This is a genomic window from Jeotgalibacillus soli (assembly GCF_000829435.1).
Lineage (GTDB): Bacteria > Bacillota > Bacilli > Bacillales > Jeotgalibacillaceae > Jeotgalibacillus > Jeotgalibacillus soli.
Map to the genome: position 1 here is coordinate 48,609 of NZ_JXRP01000016.1, position 19,426 is coordinate 68,034.

Genomic DNA, 19,426 nt, shown 5'->3' on the forward strand with positions numbered 1-19,426 from the left:
CAGTTTCCTTTTGTAACAAACAAAACCAACGTATAATAAATAGGCAATATACTCATTTTATTGGGTAAGCATTAAAGGAGGAGTTCAACATGACTACTGCAGAAAACAGAACATTTTTACAACCATTCACCTTTTAAAATGGAGTAGAACTAAAAAACAGAGTTATAATGGCACCAATGACAAACTTTGCATCAAAAGATAACGGAGAGGTTTCTCAAGATGAACTTAATTACTACCGAGAGCGTGCAGGCGGCGTTGGTGCAGTAATTACAGCTTGTGCAAATGTTACAGCTGACGGTAAAGGATTTGCAGGAGAAATCGGTGTACATCGAGATGATTTAGTCCCTGGCTTAACTAAGCTTGCCCAAACCATTAAGGGAGAGGGAGCAAAAGCGATCTTGCAGATTTTTCATGGTGGAAGAATGGCACCTCCTGAATTGCTGCCTGATGGACAAACCGTCAGTGCGAGTGCTGTTGCACCTGAACGAGAAGGTTCAATGACGCCAAGAGAACTTAGTGATACAGAGATAGAAGAAGTGATCAAAGCATTTGGTGATGCGACAAGACGTGCGATTGAAGCAGGCTTTGATGGTGTGGAAATTCATGGTGCAAACACATATCTTATCCAGCAGTTCTTCTCCCCGCATTCTAACCGTCGTGAAGACAAATGGGGTGGATCGCTTGAAAAACGGATGACATTTCCACTAGCAGTTGTTGCTGAAGTATTAAAAGCAGCAGAAAAAGCTGATCCATCTTTTATAGTTGGATACCGTATTTCTCCAGAAGAAAGAGAGAACCCTGGAATCACGATGGATGACACGCTAGCTCTTGTGGACCGTCTTGCTAATGAGGAACTTGATTATCTGCATGCATCTGTTCAGGATTTCTATGCTGGTTCTATGCGTAACGAAGATGATAAAGCTTCACGCGTCCAATTAATTCAAAATCGTGTTGGTGAACAAATTCCTGTTATTGGAGTAGGTTCTCTTCATACGCCTGAAGATGTAGAAAAAGCAATGGAAGGCGGTATACCATTAATTGCTCTTGGAAGAGAACTCATTATGGAACCACAATGGGTTGAAAAAGTTAGAGATGGCAGAGCAATTCGTATTGAGATATCAGCGGATGACCGTGAAGAGCTAGTTATACCAGAAGCCCTTTGGAACGCTATTATCAACACACCGGGCTGGTTCCCAGTAAAAGAAAACGCGAAAAAATAATGCAACTTGCTCTTAAGGAACTAATGTATCTTGCTTGAGTTTAATTTGTTGAAAAAGCAGTAGGAGAAAGTGATCCTTAATTGTATGGTTTAACGTTTGAATAGTGCAACTAACATTTAGAACGTATCGACCCATGGTAGATACGATCAATCAATTTCCACAAGTTTTGAGAAAAGGCTAAAATACTTATTTTTTCCATTATAAACAGAAAACAGGGTGTCGAAATTTACTCGACACCCTGTTTTTTAGATGTAATAGATTAGTCACGGTCGTGATCGACTTCAAGTATATCTCCTGTGTGAGCATCGATTTCAATATCCGCTTCACCATCTGTTGTTTTAATTTCAATTTCATACTTGATACGGCCATCATCCTCATCGAGTTCTACTCTAACAACAGTACCAGGAGCTGCTTTAAGAGCAATCGAGATCGCTTCGTCTTGGGTGATAACATCATCAGTTAAAGCATTTTCTCCTGTTTGCTTGTCATCATCGTCATCATCACGTTCTTCTTTTACTTTAAGGAATTCACCCGTGTACGCATCTAAGTCAATATCATATTCGATCCCATCATTTTCAATATCAATGTCATAAACTTGAACACGATTTTCTCTTTCAAGCTCAATGCTTTCAACATATCCACCGTATTTTGCAACTGCGATTTCTTTTGCCTCTTCAATCGATAACATTTCCTTTTGTGTTTCACCCACGGTCTGTGATGTAATGGATGCTACCTCACTTTTTGACTGAAGACTTACTGATTCAAAGCCATTTGTCATTGCTCCTGCTCCAATTGCTCCGCCAAGTATGACTGCGCTCACCAGGGTGCCTGTGATCATTTTTCTTTTCATTGTTGTTGCCTCCTTGTAAATATTCTATTTCTTATTGATTTTATTTTATCCTTCAAAGATGAGAAAAAAAGAAAAGGAACATTAGAATTCAATGAGAATCAAAAGTGAATCCATTAATAACGAATCATGATTCCCCTTTATTTTCATATACTTGATAGAGAAGAAAGGATGTGAGAGCGTGAGTGATAAGGATTTAATGAAAGCAATTGAGGAGATTACGGAAATTGCAAAGGGGTTTGGGCTTGATTTTTTTCCAATGAGATATGAAATTTGTCCGGCTTCAATTATATATACATTCGGTGCTTATGGAATGCCGACACGATTTTCTCATTGGAGCTTTGGAAAACAGTACCATCGCATGAAGCTTCAGTATGACCTAGGTTTAAGCAAAATCTATGAACTTGTCATTAATTCAAATCCTTGCTACGCCTTCCTGCTGGATTCAAATTCATTGATTCAAAATAAGCTGATTGTTGCACATGTGCTTGCTCACTGTGATTTTTTCAAAAACAACATACGGTTCGCGCAAACAAAGAGAGATATGGTTAACAGCATGACGGCCACTGCTGAGAGAATACGAGCCTATGAGATGGAATTCGGAAAACGTGAAGTTGAGGAATTTCTTGATGCTGTACTTTCTATTGAAGAGCATGTTGATCCTTCTTTAATGAAGTCCAGCTTTGATTGGACAGCAGATGAATGGGAAACAGAAGAAATTGAAAAGAAAACTTCTCCATATGACGACTTATGGTCACTAGATGATCCAAAGAAGCCAGCACAACGCCAGCGTGCAAGAAAAAAACCAATTCCTCCTGCACCTGAAAAGGATTTGATGTTATTTATTCAACAATATAGTCGTGAACTTGGAGAGTGGCAGCGTGATATCATGACCATGGTGAGGGAAGAGATGCTCTATTTTTGGCCGCAGCTAGAGACGAAAATTATGAACGAAGGCTGGGCTTCGTACTGGCATCAAAAAATTGTCAGAGAGCTTGATTTAACGAGTGGAGAAGCGATTGAGTTTGCTAAGCTCAATGCGAATGTTGTACAACCATCCAAAACAACCATTAATCCGTATTATTTGGGTATCAAGCTGTTTGAGCATATTGAGGAACGATGGAACAACCCTGATGAGGAGATGGTAAAAAGAGGGATCAAACCAAATAGCGGCTTAGAAAAAATCTTTGAAGTAAGAGAAATGGAGTCCGATCAGTCATTTATTCGAAACTATTTAACAAAGGACTTTGTAGAGCAAGAAGACATGTTTCTGTTTCAGCGTACCGGCCGAGATTACCGGATTGTGGATAAAGACTGGGAAAAGGTTAGAGATGAGCTTGTTGCTTCCAGAGTAAACGGGGGATTTCCATACATTGTTGTAGAAGACGGTGACTATTTAAAAAACGGTGAGCTTTATCTTGTTCATAAATATGAAGGAACGGAGCTGGATCTTGAATACTTAGAACGAGTCATTCCACATGTTTATTATCTATGGGGACGTACGGTTCATCTTCAGACCGTTGTTGAAGAAAAGGGAGTTTGTTTTATTTATAATGGACGATCCATGCAAAGGAAGCATTTACAGTGAAAAATTGTGAACGGAGACAGCCGCTGTCATCCGTTCTTTTTGTCATTTCTATTACAATGGAGCAATTCAGTAAGGACGTGAGCACATTAGTTGATCGGTAATAGAATTTGCGGTAAGATATATCTCGTATTCAAGATTATTGAATTGTTATATTCGAATTATTAATAATTTGAATATATTTTCACAAATTGCAATAAAAGGGAGAGTTTCATTCATGAAAGTTTTAGTAGTAAAAGCAAACAATCGTCCGGCTGATCAAGCTGTGTCTACTCGCATGCACGATCTATTTGTAGAGGAGCTTCAAAAAAATACCGAAATTACAATCGATTCAGTTGATTTATTTGCTGAAGAGCTTCCATATATCGGACAAGACTTCTTAACAGCACAATTCAAAACTGCTCAAAGTGAGCCGCTTACAGAAGCGGAAGATAAAGTACTAACAATTGCTAATGGTCACCTTGACCGTTTCAAAGCGGCAGACGTAGTGGTATTTGCATTCCCGCTGTGGAACTTCTCTGTACCAGCAGTACTTCACACATATGTTGACTACTTATTCCGTGCAGGAGATACATTCAGATACACTGCAGAAGGTGTTCAAGGTCTTATGGGAGACAAAAAAGCAATCATCTTGAATGCACGTGGCGGCGTCTACTCAGCTCCTGCTATGCAATCACTTGAAATGAGCGCAAACTACATCCAAAATGCACTTGGTTTCTTCGGAATTCAAGATCAAACGGCTGTAATTATTGAAGGTCACAATCAATATCCTGACCGCGCTGAAGAAATTAAACAAGCTGGTTTTGACAAAGTTGTTGAAGCCGCAAAAGATCTTTCTGCAGTAGCAGCTAGATAATTAAATTGAAATGAAAAAGCATCTCCCCGCTACAAGCGGGGAGATGCTTTTTCTTATTAGCTATGTTAAAGTCCATTGTTGATTTTTCGCGCGGCGTTGTTTGGAGCGGCTGCGTGCTACAATCAGCAGACACGTTTAACAGAGCCTTCTTATTAAAAGTCTTTTAAAACAATTTTTCCAATGGTACTGCCTTCCTCAATCGCTGTATGGGCTTTCTTAAGCTGTTCAGCATTTATTGGAGATAATAGCTGTTTCAAGGTGGTGCGGATCTTTCCTTTGTCGACAAGAGATGCAACTGAATTTAATAGCTCGTGCTGCTTGATCATCGTTGGAGTTTGATGCTTTGCTCGAGTAAACATAAATTCCCACGTGAAAGTAACGCTTTTATCTTTTAATGGATTAAGTGAAAGGGGCTGATCTGTCTCAACTATACTACAGATTGTACCTTCAGCTTCAATGGCTTCACTCATCGCTTCCCAGTGGGTATCCGTTGAATTTAAACAAAGAATATAAGGGATGTGGTCAAATCCAATATTCTTTAATTGAGTTGGAATTGATTCATGGTGATTGATCACATGATCTGCACCAAGTTCCTTTACCCAATCTGTTGTTTCTTTTCGAGAGGCTGTTGAGATGACAGTCAAACCTGCCCACTTAGCAAGCTGGATTGCAATTGAACCAACACCGCCGGCACCGCCGATGATAAGGATAGCTGGAGATTGATCACCTGTTGGAATTTGTGGAATTCTCATACGTTCAAATAATGCTTCCCATGCAGTAATCGTTGTTAAAGGAAGTGCAGCTGCTTCTTCGAAAGATAAGGATGAAGGCTTTTTACCAACAATTCGTTCATCAACCAGATGATACTCGCTGTATGTACCTGCACGTGTGATATCGCCGGCATAATATACCTCATCTCCAGGCTGAAATAAGGTGCAATCCTCCCCGACAGCTTCAACAATTCCTGAAGCATCCCAGCCTATAATCATCGGCTCTGATCCCTCCGCTTTTTTTGAATTGCGGATCTTTGTATCTACTGGATTCACAGAGATAGCTTGTATTGAAATTAGAAGGTCATGCCCTTTAGGAACAGGATTTTCAATTGTAAAATCGATTAAACTCTCTTCATTATTAATTGGCAAAGACTGAAAATATCCGACCGCTTTCATTAACCATTCCTCCTTGTATTTGTTTTGTTTTACTATACACTAAAAGCATTTGAACAGAAAAGCAGAATAGCTTGAGAAATAATCCTTTAGCCTGTATTTATTCTGAGTAAATTCTCGTATAATTCTTCTATTCGTGTAAAAAATGCGAAGATATAGCTCACCTTATGGGACGGAATTTTTCTCTTTTTGAAGAATAGAATTTTGTAGGGAGAGCTATGTTAAATCATAATGAGGTGAGTTATTTGGATTTATGGTCAATATTAGTTGGTATCATTTTGGGCATTGTAGAGGGATTGACGGAATTTGCTCCGGTATCTTCAACAGGGCATATGATTATTGTGGATGATTTATGGTTAAATACTAAAGAGATTTTTTCACCGGGCGTTGCCAATACGTTCAAAATTGTCGTTCAGCTTGGATCCATTCTAGCGGTGATCGTTGTATTTTGGGATCGATTATGGTCATTGATTGGAGTAGGAAAAGCAGGAGCTGAGAAAGGACCTTCCTTAAGATTGCCAATGGTCATTGTAGGGTTAATTCCAGCGGCTGTGTTAGGCTTTATGTTTGAGGATTTTATTGATAAGCATTTATTTTCCATTGAAACGGTATTAATTGGTCTTATCGCTGGCTCTGTATTGATGATCGCGGCAGACATCATACATAAGAAAAGAAAGAATGTTACTCAAACTGTAGATCAGTTAACGTATCGTCAAGCATTGATTGTAGGACTATTCCAATGTATAGCACTTTGGCCGGGTTTTTCTCGTTCAGGCTCCACGATTTCTGGAGGCGTTATTCTCGGCATTAGCCACCGAGCTTCCGCTGATTTTACATTTATCATGGCGGTACCGATTATGCTTGGCGCGAGTGCAGTATCGTTAGTGAAAAACTGGTCTTACATGACACCAGAAGTCATTCCATTTTTTGTTGCAGGCTTTATAAGTGCATTTTTATTTGCACTGATTTCGATTCGCTTTTTCTTAACTTTAATTAGCAGAATACAGCTTGTACCGTTTGCGATCTACCGTCTTGTATTAGCGTTTGTGCTAATTGTGTTGGTATACATGTAAGTCAGGCTGCAATCTTAAGCACGGCCACTTTATTTCATGTTGAATAAAAAAGACAAGGAGGGGCTGCCAGTTGGCAGTCTCTCCTTGTCTTTTATGCTGAATGCTTTTTTCTTTTACGAATATACCAAATAACAACGAGAATACCTGTCATTGCAATCAAGGCATAGGCAACGTTTGAATAAACATCCATAAAGGAAAGGATATCTTCCCATGACTCACCCAATCGAGCTCCTAAAATGACTAATATTGTATTCCATATGATCGTTCCAAGTGTAGTAAATACCAGGAATAAAATAAACGGCATGTTGGACATCCCGGCCGGAATGGAGATAAGGCTGCGAATCAGCGGCACCATACGACAGAAAAATACCGTCCAAATTCCGTAACGGTCAAACCAGGCATCTGCTTTATATAAATCTTCTCTTTTTAAACGGAGGATATTTCCATAGCGGTCAATAATTTTTTCAAGCCGCTTAACGTCTACTAATAAGCCAAGACCATATAATGCAACAGCTCCAGCAACTGATCCGGCAGTTGAAGCGATGATGACGCCTAAAACAGTTAAATCAGTTTGAGTCGTCATAAAACCACCAAAAGTTAAGATAACTTCTGAGGGAATGGGAGGGAAAAGGTTTTCAAGAGCAATCATTAAGAAAATCCCGAAATATCCAAATTCCTCCATAAAAGATAAAATCCATTCTTGCATACTTGTCCTTCACGTCCTTTCCAATTGATTATACGTTACAAATAAGGGAGGAACCACTTATGTAATAAAACGTAATGTTAAATTTACAAATCGTTCTGCTGTTGTTCGATCGTTTGACATTCGTGTAATCGCTCAAGCACTCGTCTTTTCTGATAAAGCATTGCACCGGTTTCAGCGATATCGTGAATCATCGTTCTGTTGGCAAAAGCCCCAAAGATCATACCTGCTATTGGAACAAGCTGAAATAGTTTCTTCCATCCGATTGAATCACGGTAGGTAAAGACAACTTCACGCCACCCTTGAAGCAGAGACATCATTTCCTTCGGACGTTCCTTTTGATCGACAAGCGACATTAAATCGTTTAATACAGCTTGTTTTCCTATGATATCAGATGATGCAAATTGAAGGCATTTAATAATAAAAATTCGTTCTGTTTTTTCGGTTGGATCGTATCCATATGAGACCGCAATATCCTGCAAGGTTTTAAATGATAATCCTAATAACAGAGGGATGTCTGCAGCGAGTGTAAATAATCCGCCAATTCCAGTAGATGCACCCTGTGCAGTGGCAATATTCCCGCTGGACTGGCGGAGTCCTTTAGCTACTGTGTTCATGGTTTCAATTGAAACATGTTTAAAATCTGCAAGGGCTTCAATCGCATGATTAGGCGTTTTATCATTAATTTTTTTAATGATGCCAGATTGATTTGTTAAATATTTTCCTCCATTTTGGACAAAGTGCCCGACCTCGTCTAACAAGAGGCCGATTTTTTCCTGAAGCTTTTGTGGTGTAAATCGGTCAAGCAGCTTGAAAGGCAGGCGGCTGACTTTTTCCCAAAACCAAAGACCTCCTTGATCCTTTTCCCATTTTTCTATTGAGTCTAAATAGGCGTATAGCTCTACGCGAGATTCCATTTTATCATCCCCTATTTTATCTTTATTAAAACTATTTAAATGAGGTAGAATATTTATTCAACTTTATCACTTTTTGAAAAAATCACCTAATATGGAGCTAATAAAAAGCAGTGCCTTGTGCTGATTCCCCATGCAGGAGAAGATATTCAATTTAAGGATTCTAAATAGAAATAAAAAATCAAAGCTGTCAGCGCAGCTTTGATTTTTTATTTACTTTACGTCCATCCATCTTTTGAAGCAGCCAGACAAAAATGCCGCTCAATAATAAAACGATCCCGGTAAGAACGAGCATGGCATGAAGATAAAGAGTCAGGCTTGCAGCGTCGATACTAATGGAGGAAGCTAACGAACTTGTAATGGGATACAGCAGAATAGTTAGGGTCATAATTGCACCATATTTTAATCTTCTTTTAACTTGCTGCTGTGTTTTTCGAAGGGAGATAATGAGGACTATGAACCCAAGTCCAAATATAATGGTTTCCATAAAAAGGCTCCTTTAATAACAGTTATGTCTATTGTAGCATGAGTTAATTGGGAGAACGATAGAAAAAACCAGCATTCATTAAGCTTGATGTCCTAATAGATTTCAATTCACTTAAAACAAAACGCCATTAAACAAAATAATCATGATACCGAAGGGGAGAGGAGGAATTCGTTTTATCTAACTTTAGCCGCATATAAAAGCGTGTATAATAAAATATCTTTCATGATCATGACCAGTCTAAAAAGTTATATAAAAAACACCTTAGTAAAAGGGCTAAGGTGTCTTACATTAATGTTCTGAAGCTTTTGCCCTGGGCTTATCGTAAACAGACAAGCGTTCGAGGAGCTCCGAGCTGTCTTTGTTCAAGCCTGTAAGCGTTACTTTTACGCCTTGCTTTTTCATTTTTAAGGCGACTTTGTCAATCGTGTGAATGGCTGAATCATCCCATAAATGGGCTCTAGAGAAGTTGAACTCAACGATTGTAATGCCATCTAAATCATAGTCAACAGCGTTCATAAATCCTGTAACGGAGGCAAAGAATATTTGGCCTTCAATTTGGTAATAAACTTTAGATGCTTCTGGTTCAATACGTTTATCTACGTAAACCTTAGAAATTTTAGCCGCAAAGAAAATAGCACTAAGCAGAACCCCTGCGAATACACCAAGAGAAAGATCATGCGTTAATACAACGGTTACGACGGTTACGATCATGACGGCTGCATCTGTTTTTGGGACTTTATGCAGACGAGCAACGGAGCCCCAGTCAAACGTTCCAATCGATACCATAATCATAACTCCGACCAGCACGGCCATTGGAATTTGGACGACCACATCATTTAATAAAATGATTAATCCCATTAAAACAACCCCTGCAGTAAAGGAGGATAATCGACCGCGCCCGCCTGACTTTACATTAATGACGGCTTGTCCAATCATCGCACAGCCTGCCATTCCGCCAAAGCACCCAGTTACCATATTCGCAATCCCTTGACCACGTGCTTCTTTATTTTTATCACTTGGTGTATCTGTCATATCATCGACGATTTGAGCTGTAAGTAATGACTCAAGCAACCCAACGATCGCAAGTGAAATGGAATACGGAAGAATAATCATTAATGTTTCTAGATTAAAAGGAACATCAGGAATGAAAAACGATGGGAGTGCCTGTGTTAATGTTCCCATATCTCCAACTGTTTTGACTGAAATGCCAGTTGCCATAACAAAAACCGTAATGACAATGATGGCGACGAGAGGGGAAGGGACTGCACGAAACACTCTAGGGAGCAAATAAATGATTCCTAAAGAAGCTGCTACAAGAGCGTACATAACCCAGGTAGCGTCCACAAATTGATCGAGCTGTGCCATGAAAATAAGAATAGCAAGCGCATTGACAAATCCAATCATCACGGAATTCGGAATGAACCTCATAAGCTTTCCAAGTTTCATTACACCCATGAAAAATTGAATGATTCCTGTTAAAATGGTAGCGGCGAATAAATACTGTAAGCCATGATCCGCCACAAGTGTAACCATCAGTAAGGCCATGGCGCCTGTTGCACCAGAAATCATCCCCGGTCTTCCGCCTACGAATGCAATAACGACAGCAATACAAAAGGCAGCATAAAGACCCACCATTGGATCGACTCCTGCGATAATGGAGAATGCGATGGCTTCGGGGATTAAAGCAAGTGCAACAAGAATTCCCGACATAATATCACCTCTGATATTACCGAACCATTCCTGTTTAAGTTGTTCTGTGAACAAATAAAACACCTCTTCCTTATTTAGTTGTATGATTTGACTTTTCACTCTCAGAAAAGTCGGGTCCGTTTATAACTGAACGATTATAGCATAATAAAAAATAATAATAGAATGAATGAAAGCGTATAAATAATAGATATACTTTTAATATCTCTATTTATCTTCTTTTTTCTTATAAGTTCAAGAAAAAAATATTTTAAAAATAAAAGATTTTTCTGATAATAAGGATGAGGATCTACTCTTAAGCATGATACGATGAAATAGATTAATTCCTATTCAAAAGTAGTAGAAAGAAGAGGAGGTGTTTACGTGTTTTAAAAAATTTTACTTGCTTCAGATGGATCAGTGCACGCTATCCGAGCGGTAGAAAAAACAGCTTATCTAGCTTCAGTGATATCAGAAGCAACAGTAACTGTTCTCTATGTTGGTGGAAGTGAACAGTCAAAACCGGATGTCCTTTCTAACCAGAATTCTATTTCAATTGAAGGAAAAAGAAAGGAACGCCTGCATAAAACAGAAGAGTTCTTGATTAAACAGGGAGTATCTTATTCAGTAACGATATAAAAAGGAGAACTAGGACCGATAATTATAAACTATGCAAATCAAGAGCCGTATGATCTTGTTGTAATTGGAAGCAGCGGGTTAAACCGTTTACAAGAATTTGTGCTGGGCAGCGTAAGTCACAAAGTAGCGAAGCGAGTAGATTGTCCTGTTATGATTATTAAATAAAACAAACTGCCTATAATACTCGGCAGTTTGTTTTTACAGATCCGGTTCAATATGCACGTGAACCTGGCAATAAGGGTGGTTTTGCTTAACTTTTTGTTCAATTTTCTCAGTAATATCATGGCTTTCAATGACATTTAAATTTGGATCAACCGTGATCGTTAAATCAATAAAAATGATGTTGCCATGTGAACGTCCTTTAATATCCTGAATCGATCGGATACCTGGAATGTCGTGAATGCTTTCGGTAATGGTATCTACCTCTCCACGATCAAAACCGTCCGTGAGGGTATGAATGGCATCTTTAAAAATGGTAATGGCTGTTTTTAAAATGATGGCACCCACAATGAACGCGGCTAATGGATCCAGCCAGGAAAAACCGGCAATACTCCCGAAGATCCCAATGGATGCACCGATACTGACTAGTGCATCTGCTCGATTATCCTGAGCGGCCGCAAATAGAGAGGAGCTATTAATGCTTTTCGATAAATTTAAGTTATATCGGTAGACAACAAACATAATACCAGCGCTTAATATTGCCACCCATCCTGCTAGAATTGTTGGCGGCTCAGCTGCACCACCTTCTAGTAATACGCTGCCGGCTTGAACAAGAACCTGTATAGCGACGACTGTCATAATAAAAGCAGCAATTAAAGTCGCAATGGATTCCGCTCTCATATGTCCATAGTGATGGTTTTGATCAGGTGGTTTGCGAGAAATTTTTAACCCAATTAATACAGCTACTGAAACAACGACATCTGTTGTATTGTTCAGACCGTCTGCTCGCAAGGCTTCAGAACCTGTTAGGGTACCCACGATCAACTTCATAACAGCAAGAGCAATGTATGTAAATATACTAATCCATGCTCCTCGTTCTCCACGTTTTAAATTATCATAAAGATCCATGGGAAGACCTCCAATTTCTTTACTATCAGCGTTTATTCCGGAAAATTATTTCCCTAAAGTAGAGTATCAGATGAACAGGTAGTGGGTCTAGAGCAACGTTGTAACCTTATGCCATGCTTATTGTAAAGGTAAAAATAAGTTGAGCATAGGCAAATGAAATCTGAAAAATCGGGAAATAATAGGCTGATTTTTGTCAGTATGATCAAGAATAAATCAGCTCATACAAAAAGAGATACAAAAAGAGAAGATTCTCATTTCTGTATCTCTTATAAATTGATTATTTTTTAGACTTCAGCTTATAGACACGTGCTTCGTACGGTCGTAAAACAATCGTATCAGTTGGGCCGTGATCATCCACCGGCAAGTTATGAAGGATTAAATCTTCACTCGAAAAAGTGATGCCATCTTCGTCGATAAGGGCGTCCTTTATTGATAAATTAGTAATGATTACCACTTGTTCTTCGTCAAGTGTACGGGTGTAGGCGTAGATTTGGTGGTGATCAGGCAAAAGTAAATCATATATTCCATACGTGAAAATATTTTCATTCTTTTTCAGGCGGATCATTTTTTTGTAAAAGGATAATATTGACTGTTCATCTTGTTCCTGAGCTTTGACATTGATCGTTTTATAATTAGGATTTACCTTCATCCATGGTGCTGCATTTGAAAATCCTGCATTTTTATCAGAAGACCATTGCATTGGCGTGCGACTGTTATCTCTTGAAGAAGCCCATAACATACGCATAATATCGTTATGAGGGACACCTTCTTCTGTGCGTATACGATACAGGTTCTTCGCTGAGACATCATCATAATCATCAATGGAGTCAAATTGCACATTGGTCATTCCAATTTCCTGGCCTTGGTAAATGAAAGGTGTTCCTTGCATGAGGAAATACATTGCAGCCATAGAGGTTGCACTTTCATACCAATATTGATCATCATTCCCCCAAGTAGAAACAACGCGAGGCTTATCATGATTTTCAATGAATAGAGCATTCCAGCCTTTGTTTTCTAGCCCTTTTTGCCAGGTGCTTAGCACATTTTTCAATTCAACAATATCTAGATTAAGGTTTGTTTCTGCATCCCAGAGCCCAAGATGTTCAAATTGGAATATCATATCCATTTTCCCATGCTCTTCACCGACCCAGAGGTCCGCCTCATTAACGGTTACTCCATTAGCTTCACCAACGGTCATTACATCGTATTTAGCATAGGTGCTGTTCTTAAATTCCTCTAATAACTCATGAATCCCTTCTTGATTCATATGCATATCGAAGGAGGAAACATATTTTTTCTTTTTCGGATTTGGCATGTCTGGAAACCCAGCTCTTTTTTTAATATGGCTGACGGCATCAATACGGAAGCCATCAATTCCTTTTCCAAGCCACCAGTTGACCATATCGTATATGGCTTGACGTGCTTCAGGATTTTCCCAATTTACATCAGGCTGCTTTGTTGAAAAAACGTGCAAGTAATATTGATCCGTTTTTTTATCGTATTCCCATGCAGAACCGCCAAAAATACTTTCCCAATTGTTTGGTTCAGCCATTGTTTTTCCTTTTTTATTTTTTTTCCCGTCTCTCCAAATATACCAATCACGTTTTGGATTGTCTTTTGATGAGCGAGACTCGACGAACCATTTATGTTCATCGCTGGTATGGTTAGGAACGAAGTCCAGGATGAGCTTCATTTCACGTTTATGTACTTCTGAAAGAAGGTGATCAAAATCTTCCATCGTACCAAAATCTCCCATTATTGCTTGATAATCAGAGATATCGTACCCATTATCATCGTTAGGAGATTGATACATTGGACAAATCCAAATTATATCGATTCCAAGATCTTTAACATAGTCCAGTCTTTGAATGATGCCCTGTAAATCACCGATTCCATCTCCGTTAGAATCTTGAAAACTACGAGGGTAGATTTGATACCCAACAGCTTCTTTCCACCAATTTTTTTTCATGGTGCACCTCCATCTAAACATAAGTGCAATCGTTTGCACTTTTGGATAAAAAATTATCGGATGAAATCATCCGTTTATAAAAAGCTATAAATCCTGTATGCCAAAATATTTATAGTTATTATATTACCGCTTACATAAATATTAATCAACGACTTTTTTATATGAAAGATTAAAATAAGAGCCGGCTTCTCATTAGGAAACCAGCAATGAAAAATAAAGAAGAAATAATTTACAGTCTGCAGCTCAATTCTGAAACTACTGAGCTTTTTTAAGCTGAGTAGTCATTTCTTCACGCTCTTCCTCCGATATTTTTTTGACTTCAAGATAGAGGCTATGGAGCCCCTTTAAGTCATATATCTTAAAAACATGACCCTGCTCATAGATCTCATCACTGTTCTTAGACGCAAAATGACGTGCTCTGAACCATCCGCCAATGGTATCAACATCATTTTCATTAATATCAATTGCTAACAGATTGTTCACATTTTGAACAAGGACCTTTGAATCGAGAATATAATGATTGTCATTTATTTTCCTCACCTCTGGCACTTCATCCGCATCGAACTCATCCTGAACATCTCCAATAATTTCTTCAATGATATCTTCCATTGTCACAAGACCTGATGTTCCTCCGTATTCATCTAGTAAAATGCCAATATGCATACGATTTTTTTGGAATTTCAGTAGTAATTTATTCACGGGAATATTTTCAATTACTTGAATAACTGGGTGAGTATAATCTGTCACCAATCGATTTCCATTAGCCGGGTTTTCGATATAGGACGCCATCAATTCTTTCATATTAATCATCCCAATGACATGGTCTTTGTTACCGTCTTCAAGTACAGGGTACCGTGTATATTGCTCTTCTCCCACGAGTTTAAATACTTCTCGCAAAGTGAGGCCGCTGTTTACAAAAATAATTTCTGTCCGTGGTACCATGATTTCCTTTGCTACTCGTTCATCAAAATCGAAAATTTTGTTTACGTATCGATACTCAGATGGATTGATCTCCCCGCTTTTAAAGCTTTCAGATAAAATCATTCGAAGATCTTCTTCCGAATGAGCAAGATCATCATGCATTGAAGCTGGTTTTAACCCGAAAAACCTGGTCATTAAGTGGGCGGATCCTTTTAGCAGCCAAATAATTGGATACAATAGGCGGCTAAACAAAATGAGTGTTTTTGCCAATGACAGAATTACAGGTTCTGCTTTTTGTATGGCTAAAATCTTTGGAGAAAGCTCTCCAGCGACTGCATGAAGGAATGCAATAAATGAAAAAGCAATAATTAAAGAAGTCAATTGGGTAAGAGATGACTGTATCCCCCATTGAACCAAAAGCGGCTCAATTAAGTCGGCAAAGAGGGGAGCCCCTAATAAGCCCAGACTAAGTGCGGTAGTGGTCACTCCGAGTTGACAAGCAGACAAATACTTATCGATATTCTTTTTGATTTCTTTGGCTGCGGGTGCTTGTTTATTTCCTTCGGCAATTAGCTGTTCTAAACGTGAAGTCTTAATGGTAACGATGGCAAATTCGGAAGCAGCAAAAAATGCAGTCAGTCCAATGAGGACAGTGACCATAACTAAATTGACTATTGCCAATAAGCTGAGACAACCCCGAAGAGAGGTGTTTAGATCTACAGTAGACCATATATGATTTGATCATTGAATGGTCACGCTGTTTGTTACATTCTCCGTCAAGGGGGATGCCTCTTACACCTCCTGTTTAGTTGAAATGAACAATCTAAAATGTGCTAACCCCAAAATGTTTATTCCTGCAGGGGACGTGCTTCTTGATTGACGAATCCACAACTGGAACTGTTTTATTGTTCATTTGTTTTTTAAACTTCAGAAGGAAAGACCATTTCTAATGATCTAACCATTACTTCATTCTACCCGTTTAACCATCAAAAAATGACTAGTAATCGTTTGGCGAGCTTCGAGATTGAAATTTGAGTCAATCAACCAATGATTATTGTAATGTTTTCTTGCCCGCCCAATCAAACATACCCCCAACAAAAAAATATTGAAGCAATTATAACATAATATTTAGAAAATTTAAATATTAATAAGTAAGTGAGGACTTTGAGAGGATGGATGGAATATTGACGTTGATGATCGTTGTTGAAATTCAGGGGTGTTTTATCGAAGCTTAATCGTATTCTTTGAAAGCTGGTAAGGAAATTGTTCGCTTTTTAAGTTTATTATAGAAAAGGCTGCCGCTAATTTTCCGGCAGCCTTTCTTTTTAAGGTACGTCATGTCCGAGAGAAGCTTGGTATATCTGAAACCACTGGTGCTGATCCATGTTAAGATGGAGGGCGGAAATGGCAGATTGAATACGCTCCATATTCCCTGATCCTACGATCGGCATGATGGATGCAGGATGCACGAGTAACCATGTATAAAGAACCTCATCTATGGATTTTGCTCCGATTTCTTGTCCGACATCTTCCAGTGCTTTACGTAATCGAACCGCTTTATCTGATACACTGTTAAATAATTTACCACCAGCTAAAGGTGACCAGGCCATTGGTGGTGCCTGTACCTCCTGGCTTAAATTTAATGTACCATCTTCAATGTTTTCCAGCTGATAAGCAGAGAGTTCTATTTGATTTGTGACTAATGGCTGAGAGACATAAGCATCCAGCATTCTGTACTGGTGCTGCTTAAAGTTTGAAACGCCAAAATGGCGGACTTTTCCATCATTGAATAATTCATCAAAGGCTTCACTGACTTCTTCAGGATTCATAAATGGATCAGGCCTGTGGATGAGCAATAGATCGATGTAATCCGTATGAAGATTTTCCAATGAGCGGTTAACAGAGTGGATAATATGTTCTTTACTTGTGTTGTAATGGTGACTGCGGTTTGCCGGCCGATTATCTGATGTCAGCACGATCCCGCATTTTGTTACGATTTCCATTTTATCACGAAGGGAAGGCTTTAATGATAATGCTTCACCAAATAATTCTTCACAAACATAGCTGCCGTATATGTCAGCATGATCAAAAGTTGTGATGCCCTGCTCCATGACTTCTTCAATAAATGACAGTCTTTGTTCCTTTGATAATGACCATTCTGATAAGCGCATCATTCCATGAATGATGCGAGAAAATGTTAGTTCCTCAGCTAAAGCTATTCTTTCCAAAAGAATCCCTCCATTATGTAATTAATCTGTCCTCTGTGAGTATGAAAAGACAGAGAAGACTAATCCTAAAGCAACAATCGATCGAATTGTACTGTTTTCAGCTACTACTCCCAGGAGGAATAGCACTAATATAAGAAGATAAGCCCGCTCTTTTATTGATTGCGCCCGCATGTGCAGCAGTTCATATGTCAGTCCCAGCAAAAATAACAAAGGGAGTGCAAAAAGAATCCCTTGTGCTATAAACGGTTCGGCTACCATAAAAGGAATAAGCAAAAACACAATTAATCCCTTTTTCCATCCTTGTCCCCATTTGGTTTGAATTGTCATCACCAGCTTCCGTCCATAACATCACTCGCAGAATGACTCATCTTCCCCTAACAAATCCAGTGAAGGTGCCCCCCTTTTATAACACATGGTTTTATTATACTGAAATGAAACAACATCTGCATAAAAAATATAGAAATCGATCCTTTCGTTCGCTAAAGGGGTCAGACCCCTTTAGCGAACGAAAGGATCGTAGTTTTATTTGTTTATTCCAAATTATTGGGAGGGAATGGCGTTATTTGCGATTTTTTTGCATGAAGAAAATGAAATTATTAGTTTTATGATTTGTTTGATAGAACAGTGAGTAGCTTAAGTAAATAGATGGATTGTACAATCTCCTGATGAACATGCTATTGTTATATAACGTGAATTTTGCCTATTTATTTGTTCACTGTCATTTAAGTTGAACAATTGGGAAGTTGACTTTGCTGTTTGATGCAGTTATAAATATTTAAACAGCAATTGAATTAAGCAGATTGTTTGTTGGAATTTTCCATTTAATTTTTAGTGGAAATGATGGGGACAAACTACCGGGAAATTTCACAATACTCACAATGTTATAGCTTATAGGAGGCAGATGTATGAGTGTCTATTATTGATATTTCAATGCGACTATCAAGCACAACGGCATGTTGGCCTGGCGATACGCCTTTTGACTATGAAGCATCACTCATTAAAAGTGAAAGTGGAGTTGTTCATGTAGGGAAAATCGAAATAAGTACCTATTTAGACGCCCCTTTTCATTTTGTAGAACAGGTAGAAAAGGTACATGAGATGCCACTTGATTGTTGTATAAGCAAGGCGGTTGTAATCAATTGTACAGCCAAGGATGAAATAGGAGAAGAAGATGTCATTCCTCATTTAAACCAAGAGGATATTACGAGTGTTTTATTAAAGATATGTCATTGGGATCATTGTCAACCAATTCCGTCATCTATTCCGCTTATCCGAAACACCTTGCCTCTTCGCTTAGCCGAATTTGGTATTTCACTTATTGGTGTTGGCCTTCCTTCAGTGGATGCAATTGATAGTATAAATTTACCGATTCAGCGCGCTCTTTACAAGAATGGGATTTGGATACTTGAGGGGATCGTGCTGGACCATGTAAATTTGGGTATATATAACTCATTATCCTTCCGTAGTTGGTTGACGGAGCAGATGGAAATCCTGTACGAGCTGTCCTAAAAGAAATTTAGAACAAAAAAGCCCCATGGATACATGATGATCCCATTGGAGCTAATGACAAAAATTCAGTTTTCGTTCAAGCTCACGAATACGTATAGCAATGTCCTCGCAGATTTCCTGGAAAAGCACCCATTTCTCAATTGGATTCTCTGATCTTTTTTCGGGGTTCCGAATGTGCCAGCTTAACAATTTGTGAGTTTGATGAGCAGGTAATTTGTATAAATCATCGTTTTCAAAATCTTGAATAACCACAATGATATCAGCACGATCCAATTCTTCGTTGTTTAAAACATGAGGGCTGATTGTCGAAAGGTCGATCGAGATTTCTTTCATGGCTTCTATACCAAAAGGACTTGATTTAGCACTTAACCAACCAGCGCTCCGAAAAGTAGTATGATCGTTTTTTAAGCGGGATGCCCACCCTTCAGCGATAAGGCTACGTTCGTGATTGGATGAAAGAAAATAAACAGTTTGATTAGCCATAATCGCAAATCCTTTCTCTATACTAAGGTGTTTTGATCGTTCAAACTACTATACCCGTTTTCTTTTACAATT

Annotated in this window: 17 protein-coding genes and 2 pseudogenes; 7 read left to right on the forward strand and 12 right to left on the reverse strand. The window is 38.7% G+C overall.

Features of this window, described 5'->3' with window-relative positions:
• Window positions 1-89: 89 nt before the first annotated feature.
• Window positions 90-1,220: pseudogene (locus KP78_RS08830) on the forward strand (NADH-dependent flavin oxidoreductase).
• Window positions 1,221-1,479: 259 nt separating this feature from the next.
• Here the strand turns inward: KP78_RS08830 and KP78_RS08835 are convergent.
• Window positions 1,480-2,070, reverse strand: a complete 591-nt coding sequence (locus KP78_RS08835) for a PepSY domain-containing protein (protein WP_041088177.1) — start codon at window positions 2,068-2,070, stop codon at window positions 1,480-1,482.
• Window positions 2,071-2,266: 196 nt separating this feature from the next.
• On the opposite strand from KP78_RS08835, the gene KP78_RS08840 reads away from it, so the two are divergent.
• Window positions 2,267-3,655 carry a SpoVR family protein gene (locus KP78_RS08840; RefSeq protein WP_041088228.1) on the forward strand — a complete coding sequence of 463 codons (1,389 nt, stop codon included), beginning with the start codon at window positions 2,267-2,269 and terminating at the stop codon, window positions 3,653-3,655.
• Between the two features lie 214 nt (window positions 3,656-3,869).
• Window positions 3,870-4,508: an FMN-dependent NADH-azoreductase gene (locus KP78_RS08845; protein ID WP_041088179.1), complete on the forward strand. Its 639-nt coding sequence runs from the start codon at window positions 3,870-3,872 to the stop codon at window positions 4,506-4,508.
• 152 nt (window positions 4,509-4,660) lie between these two features.
• Here KP78_RS08845 and KP78_RS08850 read toward each other — a convergent pair whose 3' ends face one another.
• Window positions 4,661-5,677, reverse strand: a complete 1,017-nt coding sequence (locus KP78_RS08850) for a zinc-binding alcohol dehydrogenase family protein (protein ID WP_041088181.1) — start codon at window positions 5,675-5,677, stop codon at window positions 4,661-4,663.
• A 242-nt stretch (window positions 5,678-5,919) separates the two neighbouring features.
• On the opposite strand from KP78_RS08850, the gene KP78_RS08855 reads away from it, so the two are divergent.
• Window positions 5,920-6,747, forward strand: coding sequence for an undecaprenyl-diphosphate phosphatase (locus KP78_RS08855; protein ID WP_041088183.1), 828 nt, complete (start codon window positions 5,920-5,922; stop codon window positions 6,745-6,747).
• A gap of 91 nt (window positions 6,748-6,838) precedes the next feature.
• Here KP78_RS08855 and KP78_RS08860 read toward each other — a convergent pair whose 3' ends face one another.
• From KP78_RS08860 to KP78_RS08875, 4 genes are all read right to left on the reverse strand, one after another.
• Window positions 6,839-7,453 carry a DedA family protein gene (locus KP78_RS08860; protein ID WP_041088185.1) on the reverse strand — a complete coding sequence of 205 codons (615 nt, stop codon included), beginning with the start codon at window positions 7,451-7,453 and terminating at the stop codon, window positions 6,839-6,841.
• An 83-nt stretch (window positions 7,454-7,536) separates the two neighbouring features.
• Complete coding sequence (locus tag KP78_RS08865) at window positions 7,537-8,367, reverse strand: EcsC family protein (protein WP_041088187.1); 831 nt, start codon at window positions 8,365-8,367, stop codon at window positions 7,537-7,539.
• Between the two features lie 187 nt (window positions 8,368-8,554).
• On the reverse strand, window positions 8,555-8,851 hold the full coding sequence (locus tag KP78_RS08870) for a hypothetical protein (protein WP_041088189.1): 297 nt from the start codon (window positions 8,849-8,851) through the stop codon (window positions 8,555-8,557).
• Between the two features lie 288 nt (window positions 8,852-9,139).
• Window positions 9,140-10,615 carry a SulP family inorganic anion transporter gene (locus tag KP78_RS08875; protein WP_041088191.1) on the reverse strand — a complete coding sequence of 492 codons (1,476 nt, stop codon included), beginning with the start codon at window positions 10,613-10,615 and terminating at the stop codon, window positions 9,140-9,142.
• Between the two features lie 342 nt (window positions 10,616-10,957).
• Here KP78_RS08875 and KP78_RS21070 point away from each other — a divergent pair, with 342 nt between their 5' ends.
• Together KP78_RS21070 and KP78_RS21075 are read left to right on the forward strand one after the other, a co-directional pair.
• The gene (locus KP78_RS21070) at window positions 10,958-11,176 is read left to right on the forward strand and encodes a hypothetical protein (protein WP_327063168.1); all 219 of its coding nucleotides are present in this window, start codon (window positions 10,958-10,960) and stop codon (window positions 11,174-11,176) included.
• A 15-nt stretch (window positions 11,177-11,191) separates the two neighbouring features.
• A pseudogene (locus KP78_RS21075) lies at window positions 11,192-11,341 on the forward strand (universal stress protein); the annotation flags it as partial.
• Window positions 11,342-11,374: 33 nt separating this feature from the next.
• Here the strand turns inward: KP78_RS21075 and KP78_RS08885 are convergent.
• The 5 genes from KP78_RS08885 to KP78_RS08905 all read right to left on the reverse strand — a co-directional run bounded on the left by KP78_RS08885 (window position 11,375) and on the right by KP78_RS08905 (window position 17,689).
• On the reverse strand, window positions 11,375-12,244 hold the full coding sequence (locus KP78_RS08885) for a cation diffusion facilitator family transporter (RefSeq protein WP_041088193.1): 870 nt from the start codon (window positions 12,242-12,244) through the stop codon (window positions 11,375-11,377).
• Between the two features lie 277 nt (window positions 12,245-12,521).
• The gene (locus tag KP78_RS08890; RefSeq protein WP_041088195.1) at window positions 12,522-14,213 is read right to left on the reverse strand and encodes a glycoside hydrolase family 13 protein; all 1,692 of its coding nucleotides are present in this window, start codon (window positions 14,211-14,213) and stop codon (window positions 12,522-12,524) included.
• A gap of 255 nt (window positions 14,214-14,468) precedes the next feature.
• Window positions 14,469-15,815 (reverse strand): hemolysin family protein, encoded by a 1,347-nt coding sequence (locus KP78_RS08895; RefSeq protein WP_041088197.1) that lies wholly within the window; start codon window positions 15,813-15,815, stop codon window positions 14,469-14,471.
• 644 nt (window positions 15,816-16,459) lie between these two features.
• Entirely contained in the window at window positions 16,460-17,362 is a 903-nt protein-coding gene (locus KP78_RS08900) for an aldo/keto reductase (protein ID WP_041088199.1), read from the reverse strand.
• A gap of 21 nt (window positions 17,363-17,383) precedes the next feature.
• Window positions 17,384-17,689, reverse strand: a complete 306-nt coding sequence (locus tag KP78_RS08905) for a hypothetical protein (protein ID WP_041088201.1) — start codon at window positions 17,687-17,689, stop codon at window positions 17,384-17,386.
• A gap of 582 nt (window positions 17,690-18,271) precedes the next feature.
• Between KP78_RS08905 and KP78_RS08910 the strand changes: the two genes are divergently transcribed.
• A complete protein-coding gene (locus KP78_RS08910) occupies window positions 18,272-18,871 on the forward strand; it encodes a cyclase family protein (protein WP_084219910.1) in 600 nt (199 codons plus the stop codon).
• Window positions 18,872-18,922: 51 nt separating this feature from the next.
• On the opposite strand, the gene KP78_RS08915 is transcribed toward KP78_RS08910, so the two are convergent.
• The gene (locus tag KP78_RS08915) at window positions 18,923-19,354 is read right to left on the reverse strand and encodes an arsenate reductase/protein-tyrosine-phosphatase family protein (protein ID WP_041088203.1); all 432 of its coding nucleotides are present in this window, start codon (window positions 19,352-19,354) and stop codon (window positions 18,923-18,925) included.
• Between the last annotated feature and the right edge of the window lie 72 nt (window positions 19,355-19,426).

What these genes read in the sequence shown, in the direction of transcription:
- KP78_RS08835 (WP_041088177.1), bottom strand. Translation starts at nt 2,070, where the DNA reads ATGAAAAGAAAAATGATCACAGGCACCCTGGTGAGCGCAGTCATACTT.
- KP78_RS08840 (WP_041088228.1), top strand. Translation starts at nt 2,267, where the DNA reads ATGAAAGCAATTGAGGAGATTACGGAAATTGCAAAGGGGTTTGGGCTT.
- KP78_RS08845 (WP_041088179.1), top strand. Translation starts at nt 3,870, where the DNA reads ATGAAAGTTTTAGTAGTAAAAGCAAACAATCGTCCGGCTGATCAAGCT.
- KP78_RS08850 (WP_041088181.1), bottom strand. Translation starts at nt 5,677, where the DNA reads ATGAAAGCGGTCGGATATTTTCAGTCTTTGCCAATTAATAATGAAGAG.
- KP78_RS08860 (WP_041088185.1), bottom strand. Translation starts at nt 7,453, where the DNA reads ATGCAAGAATGGATTTTATCTTTTATGGAGGAATTTGGATATTTCGGG.
- KP78_RS08865 (WP_041088187.1), bottom strand. Translation starts at nt 8,367, where the DNA reads ATGGAATCTCGCGTAGAGCTATACGCCTATTTAGACTCAATAGAAAAA.
- KP78_RS08870 (WP_041088189.1), bottom strand. Translation starts at nt 8,851, where the DNA reads ATGGAAACCATTATATTTGGACTTGGGTTCATAGTCCTCATTATCTCC.
- KP78_RS08885 (WP_041088193.1), bottom strand. Translation starts at nt 12,244, where the DNA reads ATGGATCTTTATGATAATTTAAAACGTGGAGAACGAGGAGCATGGATT.
- KP78_RS08890 (WP_041088195.1), bottom strand. Translation starts at nt 14,213, where the DNA reads ATGAAAAAAAATTGGTGGAAAGAAGCTGTTGGGTATCAAATCTACCCT.
- KP78_RS08905 (WP_041088201.1), bottom strand. Translation starts at nt 17,689, where the DNA reads ATGACAATTCAAACCAAATGGGGACAAGGATGGAAAAAGGGATTAATT.
- KP78_RS08915 (WP_041088203.1), bottom strand. Translation starts at nt 19,354, where the DNA reads ATGGCTAATCAAACTGTTTATTTTCTTTCATCCAATCACGAACGTAGC.